Here is a 16,277-nt window from a genome sequence, read left to right on the forward strand (position 1 = left end):
ACTTAAAAAGGGTCAACTTTTCACCCTATAAGAATAAGTTTTCATCAGAGTTAACGGGGGGAGTTTTGGCGCTGTTCAATCTCCTCTAAGGTTCCGGTGGGAATGGCCGCAATCAGTTGGCGGGTGTATTCTTGGGTGGGATGGGTGTAAATTTGCTCAGAGGGGCCGATTTCTTCTACTTTACCGCGATTCATGACCATGATGCGATCGCTCATAAACTTGACGACACTCAAATCATGGGAGATGAAAATATAGGTTAGCTCAAACTCCTCTTGCAGTTCCTTCAGCAGGTTCAGCACCTGAGCTTGTACGGATACATCCAGCGCAGAGACGGACTCATCACAAATAATAAACTTCGGATTCAATGCCAGAGCGCGGGCAATACAGACCCGTTGGCGCTGTCCTCCGGAGAACTCGTGGGGATAGCGAGTCATCCAACTGGGATCGAGTCCGACTCTTTCTAGAAGATAGCGCACGCGATCGCGCTTTTTAGACTTAGAATCTAACTCCTGATGAATCACCAACGGCTCCATGACTGCATCGCCAATGGACATCCTCGGATCTAATGAGCTATAGGGGTCTTGAAAGACAATCTGCATCTGTCGGCGAAAATAGCGCAAAGCCTTGACATTTAAGGATTGAAGCTGTTCGCCTTCAAAGGCCATCATCCCCCCCATAGAAGGAACCAATTGCAACAGCGATCGCGCTAGGGTAGTTTTACCACAACCCGATTCTCCCACCAAGCCTAATGTTTCGCCCGGATAGACCTCAAAAGATACCCCATTGACTGCCATGGTGTAGCGTTGAGTTTGTCCCCAGATACCTTTGCTGGGAAAGCCTACTTTCAGGTCTTTGACCACCATTAGGGGGGATTGTTGATAGAGTTTTTCGAGGCGCTGCTCAACTTCCTGGGGATTAATTTCAGTAATTTTTGTGACACTTGTAGCAGACTTTTGTTCCAGAAAATCCGCCACGGTGGGCAAATATTTCAAGCGTAAATCAGGCCGGGGGCGACAGGCTAACAAACCTTGGGTGTAGGGATGTTGGGGATGGGAAAAAATATCGAGAACGGAGCCAGATTCGACAATTTGCCCTTGATACATGACTACCACACTGTCGGCAATTTCAGCAATTACGCCCAAGTCATGGGTAATAAAAATTAGGGACATACCCCTGGCTCTTTGCAAGTCCCGGAGGAGATTGAGGATCGTCGCTTGCACGGTCACATCTAAGGCTGTGGTGGGTTCATCGGCAATTAATAGGGTAGGGTTGCAAGAAATTGCCATGGCAATCATTACCCGTTGCAATTGGCCCCCTGAGAGTTCGTGGGGATAGCGATCGAGGATGGCTTGTTTTTGGCGATTGATCGCAGATTGCAGTTGGCGATCGCCAGGCGGTTCCGCAAATTCACTTAACACCTGTTGTTCTAAACTCTCATCCTTGGGCAACAATTGCACCTCTTGCAAGAGGGCGATCGCCTGTCGTCTCGCTTCTGAGACAGAAATCGATTGATGAAATCGGAGCGCTTCCACCAACTGAAACCCAATCGTATACACCGGATTTAAGGAACTCATCGGTTCCTGAAAAATCATCGAGATTTGGCTACCCCGGTACTGTTGCATCTGTTTCGGGGAAAGATCGCGCAAATTCAGGCGATCGCCCTCTGGAGGATGAAACCAAATCTCACCACTAGCAATATTTCCCGGAGGTTGAGGAACCAGATCCATAATGGCTAAGGAAGTTACTGATTTTCCTGAGCCAGATTCTCCCACAATGCCTAGGGTTTGTCCTCGTTGAACCGAGAAAGTTATTCGATCAACCGCTTGAATCACTTTCTCATCCGTCTTGAATTCAACCGTGAGATTACAAACATCTAAAACCGAGTCATTCATGGAGATGGCACTAACAGGTAAGGGTAGATTTGGGAGTACAACAGTAAATTTACTGGTAAATACAGGCATTTTACCAAAATCCCTAGGCATTAACTGGGATTTATAGCCCGTTGATTAGCGGCGATCGCCTCTGCATAGCGACCTAATTTTTGTAATGCTACCCCTTTATTAATCCAAGCATCCTGAAAATCCGGTTGCAGATCGGTTGCTCGGTTCCAACTTTCTAGAGCCTCTTCCCATCGATTTAAGGCGGCTAAGACAATGCCTCGATTAAACCAAGTTTGCACATCCTCCGGTTGCAGTGCCAGGGTTTGGTCAAAACAATTGAGCGCCTCTTCAAACCGATTGAGTTTGACCCCTAGAACGATGCCTTTATTATGCCAAGTTTCGAGATCTTTGGGATTTAATTCTAGAGCCTTGTCCCAACTGGCGATCGCCTGTTCATAGTCTTCGAGATCAAAAAATACACTCCCCCGATTCGCCCAAGCCAAATCTGCCTTGGGGTTTAATTCTAGGGCGCGATCGTAGGCCAAAATCGCCTCTTCATGTCTTCCCAGGTTCATCAGCGCATTCCCGCGATTAATGGCGGCGCGATCGTGATTAGGGTCAAGTTCCAGGGTGCGATCGAAGGATTCTAAAGCCTTTTGGTCATCTTCATCGAGTAATTGTTTACCGCGATCGAACCAAACTTGAGGATTATCCTCATCTAAAGAAATTTCAGGCGTTGGGGGGTGTAGCTGTTCGCCGATCGCTGTTGCCACTGCTCCCAATTCACCACAACCGACTTCCCCCAAGCGTATCAGACGCTCTGCCAATTGGTCATTCGGTTCAGAACTTTCGGTAACTTTTTGGCCAAAGCGCTTTAACCAAGCGATCCATTGCTCTTCTGAATACTCCTGTTGTAAGGCTTCCCAATCTTGGAGAACTTGACTTTTCCCGTGATGAACACCCTCTAGAAAAGACATAAACCGCATTTCATAGTCCGTATCCGTGGGCCAAATCGTTGCAGTATCGGCTGAGGAGCTAGGAGAGGAAGACCATAAACCCTTAAACCATTGCCAAAGTTGTGCTAACCAGCGCCGAAGTTGTCTGAACATCTCCCCATCCTCTTGTCATTTTGCTATTCCATTTTAAGGTTGGTTGGGGTCGATACCGAGTTCTCGGAGTTTGGCGAATGCGCGATCGCGCTCTTCTTGAATGCGATCGCGCTCTTGTTGAATGCGATCGCGCTCCTCCATCACCTCCTCTGGGTCTTGAAACGGTTCCCCATTCGGATAAAATACTGCTAAATCCTCCCCCAACCACTCAAAACGGATTTGCAACAAAGGCGAACTCCAGGGTAAATTCAGGGGTGTAATTAACCTAAACTCTTCCTCTTTGCTCCCCCGCACCAATCCCAAAAAATCGCGAGACTCTGGGTCATAAAAAAACATCTCCAGCACCCCATATTTTTGGTAAAACCTTTGTTTTTCGAGCATTTCATTACGGGAATTACTGGGAGACAAAATCTCAAAAACCACTTGAGGCGCGATATTTTCTTCTTCCCATTGTTTATAGCTTTTGCGATCGCCCCCAGGTCGTCCCAACACCACCATCGCATCGGGAGCTTGCACAGGAACCGGCGGAGCATTCACCTGGACAGGATACCAGAATAGATCGCCAGCCACAAACACATTTTGGTGAGCAAACAAGCGTCTCAAATTGCTCACCAAGCGAACAATCCAACGATATTGAACCGTATTTTCAGCCATAGGTAATCCATCCGTTTCTGGATAGAGCGTTTGGGGGATAGGGGGAGTTTGAACCATGGGATTCGGAGTCTCAGTTATGGAAGATACAGCAGTTTTCTGGCTCTATGGGATATTAAGTCTAATTCCGATAATCGGCTGATTTAATGAAAAAATACTAAGTCATATCAAGTCCGGATAATATCAAGTCCGGTTTCCGCAAGCGGACATAAAAATTTGTTAAGAAGCGGGCAAGATGCCCGCACTCCTCGAATTCTTTGATATGACTGGAGTGGGAGCATCTTGCTCCCTGGATTTTTAATTAGGGTATTTCCGCTTCGCGGACATGAACAATCGGACTTGATATCAACTGCGATCGCTAAATTGCTCCAGTAACTCTTGCCGAGACTTTTGCAACATCAAGGAAAACACTTCTTCAGTCGGCAAAGCTACGAGTTTGGGTACAATCTCCTCTAATTCAGGGTCAATGGTCTGAAAACGGAACCTCATCAAGTTTTCCACCGTTTTTCGGCGCTCTTGTTCAATACCTTGTTGTAAAACCGTTTTTCTCGCCTGTTCCAGTAATTCTCGGTATAAAGGTGATGCTTCTAGTACCGACATATCCCACCTCAGAATTTGTTTAACTAGATTGGTGTCCAATACAAAATTAGCAAAAAAACCGAGCAACGTCTCGAAGTCTTGCAACTGTATAATTAATAAATAACTTAAACACCGGCAGGGGATCTAAAGATCGGGCGATCGCCAGTTCCCTTACCGGTGCTTAAAGAAAAAAGATACTATTCTCGATTTAGAAGAGTCCCAAGGTCAGAGATTTATCGATAGGTAAAGCCGCGCCAATACCTAACCACAGGGTAACTAGGGTTCCAAAGAGGAAAACCGCAGTGGCTACAGGACGACGGAACGGATTTTGGAATTTGTTCACATTTTCGATAAAAGGAACCAGGATTAGGCCCAGGGGAATCGAAGCCATCATCAGAACCCCCAACAGTTTATTGGGAACCGTTCTCAGGATTTGGAATACGGGATAGAAGTACCACTCAGGCAAAATTTCCAGGGGAGTGGCGAAGGGATCGGCAGGTTCGCCGATGAAGGCGGGATCGAGTACCGCTAGGGCAACGATACAGCCGAGAGTTCCCACAATAACTACGGGGAAGGTATACAGCAGGTCATTGGGCCAGGCGGGTTCACCATAGTAATTATGGCCCATACCTTGGGCGAGTTTTTCCCGGAGCTTGGGATCGGATAAAGCGGGTGGCTTTTGAATAGACATGGTTCAATCAATTAATAAATGGGACGATTATATCGAGGTCAAGGGGTTTTAGGGTTGATATAGCTAGTCTAAATGAGTTGTGCAAGAGGAAATGCCCTCTCCCTAAATCCCTCTCCCACGGGAGAGGGACTTTTTCCCCCTTCTCCCTTCGACTTCGCTCCCTTCGACTTCGCTCAGGGCAAGCAGGGCAGCGCCTGCGGGAGAAGGGGGCAGGGGGATGAGGGGCAGCCATTACATAACTCATTTAGGATCGCTATAGTTATCCCTATTCCCCATTCCCTAGCGCGAAGCGCTTTACAAGGGGCCGGAGATCCCTTGTTTACGAATCATTAAGAAGTGAGCCAACATGAAGACGGCGATCGACCAAGGCAGGACGAAAATATGAAGGCTATAGAAGCGGGTTAGGGTCGCTTGGCCTACACTTTCACCGCCTCGCATCAGTTCAACTACCAGGTCTCCAACCACAGGAACAGCAGCAGGAACACCACTTACGATTTTAACGGCCCAATACCCGACCTGATCCCAAGGGAGAGAATAGCCGGTTACTCCGAAGGTTACGGTGATGACAGCTAGGACAACTCCGGTTACCCAAGTTAGCTCGCGGGGTTTTTTGAAGCCTCCGGTAAGGTACACTCGGAAGATGTGCAGAATCATCATCAGTACCATCATACTGGCAGACCAACGGTGGATGGAGCGGATTAACCATCCAAAGCTGACTTCATTCATGATGTATTGAATGGAGCTGAAGGCTTCCGCTACCGTAGGTTTGTAGTAGAAGGTCATGGCGAATCCCGTGGCAAACTGGATTAGGAAGCACACGAGGGTAATTCCACCGAGACAGTAGAAGATATTAACGTGAGGAGGGACGTATTTGCTGGTGATGTCGTCGGAGATGGCTTGGATCTCTAGACGTTCTTGAAACCATTGAAAGGTTTTTGACTCTCTTACCTGCTTGGTAAACATGCGGTTAACGATCCTATGAAAGATTAATGCGCTCTTATAGAAATGTAACATAGCCAAAGTAATGATAAAACAGGTGATGGTAAAGCGATTTTTTTGGGTGGCGTGTTTTCTGGTTCTCTATCTGGCGATCGCCCTTGGGGGTTCGATCTCCCCAGCCTATGCTCTGACTCAAGAACAGAAGCTCTACAATGAGGTGTGGCGCATTGTGAATCGGTCTTATTTGGATGAGACCTTTAATCATCAAAATTGGTGGTTCGTGCGCCAGAAGGCTCTGAAAAAGCCGCTCAGGAGTCGCGAGGAAACCTATGCGGCCATTGACGAAATGCTCAAGAGTTTGGGCGATCCCTTTACCCGGTTTTTGCCTCCCCAGTCCTATCGAAGCTTGCAGGTGACCACTTCAGGAGAGTTGAGTGGGGTGGGGTTGCAGATTGCGTTAGATCCCCAAACTGGCTTACTGACAGTAATTGCGCCGATCGCCGGCTCGCCAGCAGAAATGGCAGGACTGCAACCGCGCGATCGCATTATTGCTATTGATGGCGTTTTGACCCGTGACTTGACCATTGAGGAGGCCGCCAACCGGATGCGGGGGCCGACGGGAACGGTGGTTACCCTAACCATTGAGAGCGATCGCGGCAAACAGCATACCGTGGAGATTACCCGCGACCATATTACCCTCAATCCGGTGATAGCCGATTTGCGAACAATCGACTCCAAATCTGGCTCAACGCCTATTGGTTATATTCGCTTAACTCAGTTTAATGCCTATGCTTCCCAAGAACTGAGCCAGGCGATCGCCCGCTTAGAAGACCAGGGAGCTGAAGGTTATATTCTCGATTTACGCAATAATCCAGGTGGATTATTAACCGCAGGCATTGAAATTGCTCGCCAATGGATCGATCGCGGTACGATTGTTTATGTGGTCAACCGTCAAGGAGTTTTAGAAAGCTTTGAAGCCACTGGATCGGCCATGACTGACGATCCCCTCGTGGTGTTGGTCAATCATGGAACCGCTAGTGCCAGTGAAATTCTAGCAGGGGCACTCCAAGATAACGATCGCGCTCAATTACTGGGCCAAACAACCTTTGGGAAGGGCTTAATTCAATCCTTATTTGATTTATCCGATGGTTCTGGGTTAGCGGTAACCATTGCCAAATATGAAACCCCCGATCATCATGATATTAATCAGTTAGGCATTGAGCCAGATCGGGTAGTTCCGGCTGAGACCATCTCCCGCAATCAAATCGCTACCGCTTCCGATCCCCAATATGAAGCTGCTCTAGAAGTGCTGGCCGAGCAAACCCAAAGTTAAACTCTCAATCCCAGTTGATCTTGCGTACATAATCTGAATCTGAAACGTTTGGGTGCTTGTCCATGGATAAACCAACCCTTTTAGACCTTTATCAAGGAGGACAACGAGATTTTCGCGGTCTAGATTTAGCGGGGATCGATCTCAGTTACACGGATTTAAGTGGCATTGATTTAAGTCAGTGTAATCTGGCCCGTGCCAATCTATTTCATGTTAATTTTTCCCATGCTAATCTTAGCCACTCTAACCTAACCCATGCCGATTTAAGCTGTGCTAATTTGTTTTTGGCGTTGCTCAGTGGCTCGAATTTGACCTTGGCCAATCTGAGTAGCGCCTATTTATTTAATATTAGTCTTGCCCATGCCGATTTAAGTGGGGCAAATTTGATTTTTGCTAATTTAGTGCAAGCCGATCTAAATGGGGCCTGTTTACTTCAGGCATCTTTAGCGCAGGCAAATTTAAGTGGGTCGAATTTGAGTGGGGCAGATTTAAGTCGGGCCAATGTCAGTGGGGCCAATTTAATTAAAGCGGATTTAAGTGACGCAAATTTACATCAGACGAATTTAGGGCGCTCTAATGCCGCTTATGCTATTTTTCGGGGTTCAGATTTGAGTGAAACCAATTTTACTGATACCCATTTAGTTCATGCGGAAGGATTAGATCGATCCTTCCATGAACCGGCCCGATCGCCTTATCAGTGGCAAGGGTTAGATTTTGCTTCCCAAGCCGAATTAGACATTGCCCAAGCCTTGCACCAACAAAATATCTTGTTTTATCCCCATGTGCGAACGATTTTAGCAGGACAACTTGAGCGTAATCCTTATTTTTTGGTGATTGATAGCGGTAAATGTGGGGTTTTACAAATTGAAGAGGACTCTTGCTATCTCGATCTCAAGCGCGATCGCCTGTTAAATCAATATGGCATCGTCCTCATTGACTCCTATGCGATCGAACAATGCCAAAATAACCCCCAAAAAGTTGTCCAAGAATTTCTCCATCGTCTGCGTAGCTTAGAGTAACGCCTTTAGGCTTATTGGGATTAAGTCTATTGTAGTGACCCAAATTCAGAGGTATGATTGACGTTTCAATCCGCTTTTTAATCCAAATTTAACCCATGAAACGCCGTAAACTCTTAGCCTATACCTCCACAGGAGCAGCCACCACCTTAGCCCTAGCGGCCTGTAGCGCCCAAACCAGCACCTCACAAAACACTAGCACCCGTCCTACCAACAGTGCCCTCCCCAATATCCGTTGGAAAATGGCCACCAGTTGGCCCACCTCCCTCGATACCCTCTATGGGTCAGCTCAAATGGTAGCTGAGAAAGTCGAAGCCATAACCGATGGGCGGTTTGTGATTGAAGTATTTGCGGCAGGGGAAATTGTGCCTGGACTGCAAGTTTTGGATGCGGTACAAGCGGGAACTGTCGAATGTGGCCATAGCGCCAGTTACTACTACATTGGTAAAAACCCCGCCCTGGTCTTTGGAACCACTGTTCCCTTTGGCCTGAATGCCCAACAGCAAAATGCCTGGCTCTACTATGGGGGGGGGCAAGAGATGATCAATCAGCTCTATGCCGATTTTAATGTCATCGCCTTTCCTGCGGGCAATAGTGGAGTGCAAATGGGGGGCTGGTTTAAGCGCCAGGTGAATACAGTGGCAGACTTAAATGGCCTGAAAATGAGAATTCCTGGGTTTGGGGGTAAGGTTTTAGCGAGTTTAGGGGTGAATGTGCAGGTTTTACCCGGAGGAGAAATTTTTCTGGCTTTGGAGCGGGGGGCTATTGATGCGGCTGAATGGGTTGGCCCCTATGATGATGAGAAACTGGGCTTGAATCAGGCTGCCCAATACTATTATTATCCGGGTTGGTGGGAACCGGGTTCTACGTTTGAGTTACAGGTGAATTTAGACCAGTGGAATGAGTTACCTAAAGACTATCAGGATGCAATCAGGAGTGCGACGGCTGATACAAATGTTCACTGTTTGGGTCGCTATGATACCCTAAATCCACAAGCATTGAAGCGGCTTAAAGAGGGAGGCACACAGTTACAGCCCTTCAGCCCAGAAATTTTAACGGCTTGTCGTCAAGCGACTCAGGAACTATTGGAGCAACAAGCGAGTGAGGATTCTTCTTTTCAAGAGGTTTATGGGTCTTGGAAGCAGTTCCAAGCTGATATTTTTAGTTGGCACGCGGTGAGTGAGTTAGCCTACACCGGTTTTGCAATTAGAAATTAGTGCGTTACCGGAAATTTTGGGTTGAAAGTGCCGTCCTTTAGGGGAGTGGAGGCCGGCTTTTAGGGGGGCTTTGAGACGAATATCGCAAAACGTATCGTTTCTTATTGTTTTGTCAACACAGTGGCAGGAATTTCTCAGAAAAGGCTATTATCGGAATCTAGGTTAGTTTAGTTAATGGGTATTACGCAAATCAGTTATGGGTGAAGCGAAACGCCGTAAAGCAGCTCTCGGAGAACAGTATGGCCAGGAAAAGACTATCTTGCCCTGGTTGCCGATTACTCAATCCCAAGCGGATCGGTTTGTTAAATGGACAAGTACGGGAGCTTGGATTGGGATTGGAATCATGATTGCCGCATGGTTAACGGTTCGATTCATTGGCCCGGGTTTCGGCTGGTGGCAAGTGAACTAAAGGCTAGAGGCAAGACTTTTGTGGATTTTTCTGTATCCTGGTATACGGTATTTCGGAAAAGATGCTCTTAGGCTGGAGCCTAATTCATTGGTTTGAAGTATGGTAATCCCTCGATCAATCTAGAAAATCTGATGGAATCCTGAAGAAAGTATAAAGCCGTCTAGAATAGTGTGGTGAGTGGAGGAAAATAAAGGTGTTTATCCGATTAGCGCACCAGCATAGACAATTTGTCCGAGATTTAGTGATGAGCCTTCAGGCGTTGGCTATTGTCCTGGAGCGTCAGGGATATTTAGCGTCTTGCTATACCTGCGGCGATCAGATGAATAGCGCATCGTTTATGGTGAGCTTGGGGGATAACCATCTGATTCGGTTTTTGGTTTCTGATTATGGGATTACCTGGACAGAAATGCGCGATGACCGAGAGCTGATGAAACTTGAGGGTGCAGAGGCGATCGCTCAATTGCAAGAATTAGCCAATTTAGCCAAACAGGATAAACTCCCTGGAGATCCCCCGTTAGCGGGTTCAGTTCCCCAAAAGTCAAGATCTTCTGGAGTGACGATTTTGCCCAGAGTGTAATTAGAAAGGAATGGGTTGGGTGACTGAGAGTTCTGGTAGATTGTCTGCCAGGCGTATTTTTCCATTTTGTAAGTAACAACAATATACCTAAAATGAAGGAACCGGTAAAGACGAAAGTTTTGCCGGTTATAGTCGCTTGCTGTTGCAGAAGCAAGAGATGAGAAGGGCAATGAGATGCTAACCTAGCAAATCCAGTAACTGTGCTTCTGTGAGTTGGGTGATGTTTAATTCTTGGGCTTTGGTCAACTTGGAGCCAGGCTTATCGCCAACCACGACATAATCGGTTTTGGAGCTAACAGAACTGGTGATTTTTCCTCCTGCGTCTTCTATGCGGGTTTTGGCTTGCGATCGCGTTAAACTAGCCAGTGTACCAGTCAGCACGAAGGTTTTGCCCGTCAGAGAGGTTGGGGGCGAAATATGTTTCACTTCTACAGCAGATAGGGATAAGCCTAATGCTTGCAACCGTTGGATGAGGGTTTGATTTTCGGGAAGTTGGAACCATTGAACGATCGCCGCGCTCATTTCTGAACCAATTCCATGTACATTCTCTAAGTCGCTTTCTGTGGCTTGGGCGAGTTGTTCGACGGAGGGAAACGCTTCACACAAGACTTTAGCGTTGACGGCTCCCACATGGCGAATGCCGATCGCATACAGGATACAGTGCCATGGGCGAGTTTTCGATGCAGCGATCGCCTCTACCAACTTTTGGGCAGATCTCTGACCCATACGGTCTAACTGCATTAAATCATCAATCGTTAATTCATACAAGTCCGCCAGCGATCCCACCAACTGCTGCTCGACCATCTGCGCGGCTAGTTTTTCCCCCAAGCCGTCGATATCCAGGGCATCCCGACGGGAGGCATGGATGAGAGCGCCGCGCAGAATACCGGGACAAGCACTATTGATACACCGAGTAACCGCTTCTGTCTCCAGTTTAACCACCTGCGAGTTGCATTCGGGGCAAGCGGTGGGCATGGTATAGCGGGTAGCTCCGGGGGGGCGCAGTTCCGGTAAAACTCGCACAACTTCCGGTATAATTTCCCCCGCTTTGCGGACGATCGCCGTATCGCCAATGCACAGATCCAATTCGGCGATGCGATCGGGATTGTGCAAGGTCGCGCGTTTGACCGTAGTTCCCGCCAGTTGGATGGGTTCGAGTTCAGCTACGGGGGTGAGCGCACCCGTCCTACCCACCTGCACCGTCACCGATGTCACCACTGTGGGCAACTCTTCGGCGGGATATTTGAGGGCGATCGCCCACCTGGGGAATTTTTGCGTAAAGCCCAGTTGAGTTTGCAACGTTAGATTGTTCAGTTTCACCACCACGCCATCGGTGAGATAGGGGAGTTGGTGGCGCTCCGTTTCCCAGCGCCTATAGTATTGCTCCACCTCAGCTAAAGAGGGGCAGCAGGTACGGTTCGGATTGACCTTGAAACCCCACTCAGAGAGCCATTTGAGGGCTTCCCACTGAGTTTGGGGCAAAGTTGAGGTTTCCGGCAAATGGAGGGTATAGGCAAAGAAATCTAAGCGTCGCGCCGCCACAATGCGCGGGTCGAGTTGGCGCAGAGTTCCGGCTGCCGCATTGCGGGGGTTAGCGAAGGGAGGTTCCCCCGCTTCTGTGCGTTCTTGGTTGAGCCGGGCAAAGACTTCTAGACTGAGAAAGGCTTCTCCTCGCACTTCGACGCGCTCCGGGATGGCTTCTCCGGTTAAGCGCAGGGGAATAGAGCGAATTGTTTTCACATTGGGGGTAATGTCCTCTCCGATAGTGCCATTGCCACGGGTGGCTCCGCGCACGAGTATGCCGTTTTCGTAGGTTAGAGCCAGAGCCGAGCCATCAATTTTCAGTTCGCAGATATATTCGGGGGAGTTGGCAGCAGGAATAGAACCCGCGTGACGCATCCATCGGTCTTGCCATTGGCGAAACTCCTGGAGGTTAAAGGCATTTTCCAGACTGTAGAGGGGAACATTATGCTCGACGGAAGTAAACCGCTCTGCCAGTTTGTCGCCCACGCGCTGGGTGGGACTCTCCGGTACAATCAGATCGGGATATTGGCTTTCCAGGTCTTGGAGTTGGCGATAGAGGCGATCGTATACACTATCCTCCATAATCGGATTATCCAGCACATAATAGGCATAACTCGCCTTTTGCAACTGTTCCCGCAGCCGACTCACCTGTTGCACAATTTCCGCAGAAGCCACAATACCTTACTCCATTGAGCGATGATTGATTTTTCAATTCTAAATCAGTTACCAGATGGTATTGATAGTAGACAATTGAATTTTACGATCGCGGCTGATGAGCGGTACATTATGGTAAACTGCTGTAGCAGCAATGATGCGATCGCGAAGATCGGGGACTTGAGTGCGATCGAGGCTTTGCATGGTTTGAGCAATATCACGATTAAAAGGAACTTCCACAATTACCTGAAGCATTAAATATCCTCCCTGGGAAAGCTACTCCAGGCTTCTAGACGGGCGTTATCAATCTCTTCGGCTGAAGGTGCGGTTCCTAAATGGCTACAGATGCCCCATAAAGAGCGTCGGGGAGTTATGGTAGCTTGAGTGACTTCTTGCGGCGGTTAGAAACCGGGTTTCTTCCCACAGATGTACCCTGGGATGGAGAGGCAACAGAAACCCGGTTTCTTTGCACTTCTCTCGCCAGTCAAGGCAAGGTTGTGTAGATCGGGTACAATGAATTACATAATTGGATGAGTTGTTAATGATAAAAATGCCCATTGAACTTAATGAACAATTAGTTAAAGAGGCTTTCAGTTTAACAGATTGTCAAACTGAGCAAGAATTGATGAATTTTGCTCTAGAAGAGTTGATTCGCACCCGCAAAAAGCGGAATTTGCTGGATTTGAGTGGACAAATTCAATTTTCAGATCGCTACGATTATAAGGAATTACGGTCAAACCGAAATGTTTCTGATTGATACAGGAGTTCTTGTACATGATGCCGGAGTACCAACAACTGATTATTTCCGATCCCCAAATTATGATGGGAAAACCAACGATTCGGGGAACTCGAATTACCGTTGAATTGATTCTAGAAAGTCTTGCGGCTGGTGAAACTGAGGAACAACTCTTACAAGCTTATCCTAGACTCGATCGCCAGTCTATCCTTGCCGCCCTTGCCTTTGCTGCTGAAGCGTTAAAGGCGGATGTGGTGTATCCAGTGTTAGATGTAGCTTCGTGAACTTGTTGGCAGATGAAAATATTAATCAACTGATTGTGGATCGCCTGTTAATAGGGTTATCCAACGAGAAAAAGGTAACAATCATTGCTAATGCGATCGCTCAATACGCCGATCAACTACCGGGTGCTTTTACTGTAATTTCCCCTACCACAATTCGGATTCGGAAAATGGAGAAATGATGGGATGAAGGAAATTAGCCGTCCAGAAACTCGGCTTCTCCTGGGAAGTGCGTATCGGCAGCAGAAATTTAATAAAAATTTAAACTCTCAGAAACAGAAATAGCTATTACCTTTTTGGTAATGAATCTTTCCCACCTGCTCCGGCAGGTCTGTCGGATTTTTTTTGTGCCAATTTTTGGAGAGGGGATATTTAGTCCCCTTTCAATTATTTAAAGTTATGATGAACAAGGAAGTAATTAATGAAACCTATAAATATCGAGAGAGAAACATTTCTCACTTTCTAGGATGGGCGAAGCCCGACGGAGGCGATCGCACCGATCGCACAATTTTCAACTTTTTCAGCAAGCCCTATCTACAGAGATCTGTAGCGTAAATGAATAGATTTGATATTACAATCGCTTCTGGATACTCTGACCATGGGTATCTGTTCCACAGGTATGCAACAAGTTATAGGACTCGCCCAGTTGTCGCACTTGAGCCGTTTGTTTAGGACTCGGTGTCCAAGGCGTAGGATTATTGTAAGCGTAATAGGTTTCTACTCCATCAATGCCCAGATGAGCAGCTTCAGGAATCAGTTCAGTGGCTGGATAACGATATCGAGCGGGATGAGCCAAAACAGCTAAACCCCCCGCCTCATGGATAGCATCAATCACCGCAGAGGCTTGATAGGCTTTTCCCTTCACCGCATGACCTTGGAGATAGGGCTTTAAGACTCGATGATCGGGGTCAAAGGCATAGCCAAGAATGTGAACTTCAGTTTTCAATAGATAGGCATTGATTTCCACACCACTCCAGAGGTGGAGGGGGGGTTTAGGGTTGAGATTGGGATGATTGAGCCAGTTGTGGGCCACCTTGTAACCGTCAACACTATGGTGATCGGTGATTGCCAGTCCTTGTAATCCGATCGCGATCGCCTGGTCAATAATCTCTTCCGGGCGTAATTTGCCATCAGAAAACTGGGTATGCATGTGAAAGTTATAGGAATGGGGACAACTCCTTTCCTCAATGTGTGCGAATACTTCTCTGAGGGCCCGTGCTTCCTCCTGTTCTCCCCCCTGGTTTGATGAGGTTGGAGCTGGAGCTAGATTGATCATCATCTTTCTCAATCTCAAGATAAACTCTTGTTGTCTACTATAGCCAATTTTGAACTTATGTAACATCTCTTTCTCGATTGAGAAGAATCATGACAGTCATAAGTCGAGCTAAGAGGCAATTGTACTCACTGGAGTCGAATCGGAGGTTTTCAGTTCCCTTGGGCTATTTCCCCGAATGGCCCGAAACATGCCAAACCGACATAAACCCGTACCAAAGGCGACACGCATCAGTAACAGGGTGGGCACTTCTCGCAGAGATTTAATCAAACCGGGTAGGCCAAATTTAATCAACCCTTCTGGTCGAGCGACTCCTTGCCAAATGGAATCGAGCCAGGAGGGAAGGGTTTCTTCTGTCCAATCCTCAGTGATGACCTGTCCTTCGGTGTATCCTGTGGCTTCTAGCAGTTCGGCAAACCCTTCAATGCTGGAAAATGCAGGATGAGACCATTGGTCTAAGAGTTGCTTCATAATGACGCGCTCTAAGCCATTGAGGGGGATTTTTCGGTCATCCCGTTGATTCCAGTCGGCAACCACTAAAATTCCTCCCGGTTTGAGGACGCGGAGCAGTTCTTGGGCAAAAATGGCTTTATCGGGCATATGGGGCCCGGCTTCAATTGACCAGACGACATCAAAACTGGCATCGGGGAAGGAGAGGGCCATGGCATCATCGACGGCAAATTTCGCGCTCAGTCCTTCTGGGGTTAATTCTTGGGCGCGTTTGACTTGTTGGGGGCTTATGGTAATGCCGGTTACGTCAAAGTGGTAATCTTGGGCTAATATCCGACTACTGCCGCCAATGCCACAGCCGACATCTAGGACGGTGGTGTTGGGGGGTAGGGCATCTAAGCCACCCCAACGGGCCATTTCATGGACAAAATCGGCTTTAGCGCTGAGGAAGTTTTTGCGCTCTGGAGGGGAGCCATAATGGCCGAGATGGATATGTTCGCCCCAGTAGAATTCTAGGATGCCTTCGTCTGTCCATTGGTCGTAGGAGTTGGCGACGGAGGCGGATGATTCATAGCGACGGGCGGTGACGAGATAGAGGATAATGGCGATCGCCACTAAGCCCACTATTCCCCCCCCTGTTAAATACCAGATATTCATCAAATCTTTGCTGTTCTCTTATACTGACTGAACGCTCTATTTAGCATAAGGGATTTCTGATATCAAGTCCGGATAAAGGGTGATATCAAGTCCGGTTTCCGCAAGCGGACATGAAAATTTGTTAAGAAGCGGGCAAGATGCCCGCACTCCTCGAATTCTTTGATATGACTGGAGTGGGAGCATCTTGCTCCCTGGATTTTTAATTAGGGTATTTCCGCTTCGCGGACATGAATAAGCGAACTTGATATGAAGAAGCGGGCAAGATGCCCGCACTCCTCGAATTCTTTGATATGACTGGAGTGGG

At 47.7% G+C, this 16,277-nt stretch carries 19 protein-coding genes; 9 read left to right on the forward strand and 10 right to left on the reverse strand.

The features are described from left to right. Positions 1-50: 50 nt before the first annotated feature. The 6 genes from PMG25_RS08340 to petB all read right to left on the reverse strand — a co-directional run bounded on the left by PMG25_RS08340 (position 51) and on the right by petB (position 5,873). Positions 51-1,892: an ABC transporter ATP-binding protein gene (locus PMG25_RS08340; protein WP_347178779.1), complete on the reverse strand. Its 1,842-nt coding sequence runs from the start codon at positions 1,890-1,892 to the stop codon at positions 51-53. An 89-nt stretch (positions 1,893-1,981) separates the two neighbouring features. Further along, positions 1,982-2,989: a tetratricopeptide repeat protein gene (locus PMG25_RS08345; protein WP_283766441.1), complete on the reverse strand. Its 1,008-nt coding sequence runs from the start codon at positions 2,987-2,989 to the stop codon at positions 1,982-1,984. Positions 2,990-3,022: 33 nt separating this feature from the next. Next, a complete protein-coding gene (locus PMG25_RS08350) occupies positions 3,023-3,700 on the reverse strand; it encodes a Uma2 family endonuclease (protein ID WP_283766442.1) in 678 nt (225 codons plus the stop codon). A gap of 285 nt (positions 3,701-3,985) precedes the next feature. Further along, entirely contained in the window at positions 3,986-4,240 is a 255-nt protein-coding gene (locus PMG25_RS08355) for a hypothetical protein (RefSeq protein ID WP_283766443.1), read from the reverse strand. A 187-nt stretch (positions 4,241-4,427) separates the two neighbouring features. Then, complete coding sequence (gene petD, locus PMG25_RS08360) at positions 4,428-4,910, reverse strand: cytochrome b6-f complex subunit IV (RefSeq protein ID WP_271944267.1); 483 nt, start codon at positions 4,908-4,910, stop codon at positions 4,428-4,430. Between the two features lie 294 nt (positions 4,911-5,204). After that, positions 5,205-5,873 carry a cytochrome b6 gene (gene petB / locus PMG25_RS08365; RefSeq protein WP_283766444.1) on the reverse strand — a complete coding sequence of 223 codons (669 nt, stop codon included), beginning with the start codon at positions 5,871-5,873 and terminating at the stop codon, positions 5,205-5,207. A 76-nt stretch (positions 5,874-5,949) separates the two neighbouring features. Between petB and ctpA the strand changes: the two genes are divergently transcribed. From ctpA to PMG25_RS08390, 5 genes are all read left to right on the forward strand, one after another. Further along, complete coding sequence (gene ctpA, locus PMG25_RS08370; protein ID WP_283766445.1) at positions 5,950-7,182, forward strand: carboxyl-terminal processing protease CtpA; 1,233 nt, start codon at positions 5,950-5,952, stop codon at positions 7,180-7,182. Between the two features lie 62 nt (positions 7,183-7,244). Beyond that, positions 7,245-8,198, forward strand: coding sequence for a pentapeptide repeat-containing protein (locus tag PMG25_RS08375; RefSeq protein WP_283766446.1), 954 nt, complete (start codon positions 7,245-7,247; stop codon positions 8,196-8,198). 95 nt (positions 8,199-8,293) lie between these two features. After that, entirely contained in the window at positions 8,294-9,412 is a 1,119-nt protein-coding gene (locus tag PMG25_RS08380; protein WP_283766447.1) for a TRAP transporter substrate-binding protein, read from the forward strand. A 196-nt stretch (positions 9,413-9,608) separates the two neighbouring features. Then, positions 9,609-9,821, forward strand: coding sequence for a DUF2839 domain-containing protein (locus tag PMG25_RS08385; RefSeq protein WP_283766448.1), 213 nt, complete (start codon positions 9,609-9,611; stop codon positions 9,819-9,821). A 193-nt stretch (positions 9,822-10,014) separates the two neighbouring features. After that, complete coding sequence (locus tag PMG25_RS08390) at positions 10,015-10,398, forward strand: DUF1815 family protein (RefSeq protein WP_283766449.1); 384 nt, start codon at positions 10,015-10,017, stop codon at positions 10,396-10,398. Positions 10,399-10,575: 177 nt separating this feature from the next. On the opposite strand, the gene ligA is transcribed toward PMG25_RS08390, so the two are convergent. Together ligA and PMG25_RS08400 are read right to left on the reverse strand one after the other, a co-directional pair. Beyond that, positions 10,576-12,600 (reverse strand): NAD-dependent DNA ligase LigA, encoded by a 2,025-nt coding sequence (gene ligA / locus PMG25_RS08395; protein WP_347178780.1) that lies wholly within the window; start codon positions 12,598-12,600, stop codon positions 10,576-10,578. Between the two features lie 45 nt (positions 12,601-12,645). Then, complete coding sequence (locus PMG25_RS08400; RefSeq protein ID WP_283766451.1) at positions 12,646-12,831, reverse strand: PIN domain-containing protein; 186 nt, start codon at positions 12,829-12,831, stop codon at positions 12,646-12,648. 289 nt (positions 12,832-13,120) lie between these two features. Between PMG25_RS08400 and PMG25_RS08405 the strand changes: the two genes are divergently transcribed. The 4 genes from PMG25_RS08405 to PMG25_RS08420 all read left to right on the forward strand — a co-directional run bounded on the left by PMG25_RS08405 (position 13,121) and on the right by PMG25_RS08420 (position 14,148). Then, positions 13,121-13,333, forward strand: a complete 213-nt coding sequence (locus tag PMG25_RS08405; protein ID WP_347178781.1) for a type II toxin-antitoxin system VapB family antitoxin — start codon at positions 13,121-13,123, stop codon at positions 13,331-13,333. Positions 13,334-13,353: 20 nt separating this feature from the next. Beyond that, positions 13,354-13,596 (forward strand): DUF433 domain-containing protein, encoded by a 243-nt coding sequence (locus tag PMG25_RS08410; protein ID WP_347178782.1) that lies wholly within the window; start codon positions 13,354-13,356, stop codon positions 13,594-13,596. After that, complete coding sequence (locus PMG25_RS08415) at positions 13,593-13,775, forward strand: hypothetical protein (protein WP_283766453.1); 183 nt, start codon at positions 13,593-13,595, stop codon at positions 13,773-13,775. Before PMG25_RS08410 ends, PMG25_RS08415 begins: the two co-directional genes overlap by 4 nt. A gap of 217 nt (positions 13,776-13,992) precedes the next feature. Then, positions 13,993-14,148 carry a hypothetical protein gene (locus PMG25_RS08420; RefSeq protein ID WP_283766454.1) on the forward strand — a complete coding sequence of 52 codons (156 nt, stop codon included), beginning with the start codon at positions 13,993-13,995 and terminating at the stop codon, positions 14,146-14,148. Positions 14,149-14,164: 16 nt separating this feature from the next. On the opposite strand, the gene PMG25_RS08425 is transcribed toward PMG25_RS08420, so the two are convergent. Then, the gene (locus PMG25_RS08425) at positions 14,165-14,872 is read right to left on the reverse strand and encodes a PHP domain-containing protein (RefSeq protein WP_283766455.1); all 708 of its coding nucleotides are present in this window, start codon (positions 14,870-14,872) and stop codon (positions 14,165-14,167) included. Between the two features lie 105 nt (positions 14,873-14,977). Next, entirely contained in the window at positions 14,978-15,973 is a 996-nt protein-coding gene (locus PMG25_RS08430) for a methyltransferase domain-containing protein (protein ID WP_283766456.1), read from the reverse strand. Positions 15,974-16,277 lie beyond the last annotated feature (304 nt).

The organism is Roseofilum capinflatum BLCC-M114 (genome assembly GCF_030068505.1).
Lineage (GTDB): Bacteria > Cyanobacteriota > Cyanobacteriia > Cyanobacteriales > Desertifilaceae > Roseofilum > Roseofilum capinflatum.

Excerpts from the sequence above, each read along its gene's own strand:
- PMG25_RS08375 (WP_283766446.1), top strand. The coding sequence starts at position 7,245 with ATGGATAAACCAACCCTTTTAGACCTTTATCAAGGAGGACAACGAGAT.
- PMG25_RS08340 (WP_347178779.1), bottom strand. The coding sequence starts at position 1,892 with ATGAATGACTCGGTTTTAGATGTTTGTAATCTCACGGTTGAATTCAAG.
- ctpA (WP_283766445.1), top strand. The coding sequence starts at position 5,950 with ATGGTAAAGCGATTTTTTTGGGTGGCGTGTTTTCTGGTTCTCTATCTG.
- PMG25_RS08420 (WP_283766454.1), top strand. The coding sequence starts at position 13,993 with ATGATGAACAAGGAAGTAATTAATGAAACCTATAAATATCGAGAGAGA.
- PMG25_RS08425 (WP_283766455.1), bottom strand. The coding sequence starts at position 14,872 with ATGATGATCAATCTAGCTCCAGCTCCAACCTCATCAAACCAGGGGGGA.
- PMG25_RS08345 (WP_283766441.1), bottom strand. The coding sequence starts at position 2,989 with ATGTTCAGACAACTTCGGCGCTGGTTAGCACAACTTTGGCAATGGTTT.
- PMG25_RS08410 (WP_347178782.1), top strand. The coding sequence starts at position 13,354 with ATGCCGGAGTACCAACAACTGATTATTTCCGATCCCCAAATTATGATG.
- petD (WP_271944267.1), bottom strand. The coding sequence starts at position 4,910 with ATGTCTATTCAAAAGCCACCCGCTTTATCCGATCCCAAGCTCCGGGAA.
- PMG25_RS08380 (WP_283766447.1), top strand. The coding sequence starts at position 8,294 with ATGAAACGCCGTAAACTCTTAGCCTATACCTCCACAGGAGCAGCCACC.
- petB (WP_283766444.1), bottom strand. The coding sequence starts at position 5,873 with ATGTTTACCAAGCAGGTAAGAGAGTCAAAAACCTTTCAATGGTTTCAA.
- PMG25_RS08350 (WP_283766442.1), bottom strand. The coding sequence starts at position 3,700 with ATGGTTCAAACTCCCCCTATCCCCCAAACGCTCTATCCAGAAACGGAT.
- PMG25_RS08355 (WP_283766443.1), bottom strand. The coding sequence starts at position 4,240 with ATGTCGGTACTAGAAGCATCACCTTTATACCGAGAATTACTGGAACAG.
- PMG25_RS08430 (WP_283766456.1), bottom strand. The coding sequence starts at position 15,973 with ATGAATATCTGGTATTTAACAGGGGGGGGAATAGTGGGCTTAGTGGCG.
- PMG25_RS08385 (WP_283766448.1), top strand. The coding sequence starts at position 9,609 with ATGGGTGAAGCGAAACGCCGTAAAGCAGCTCTCGGAGAACAGTATGGC.
- PMG25_RS08400 (WP_283766451.1), bottom strand. The coding sequence starts at position 12,831 with ATGCTTCAGGTAATTGTGGAAGTTCCTTTTAATCGTGATATTGCTCAA.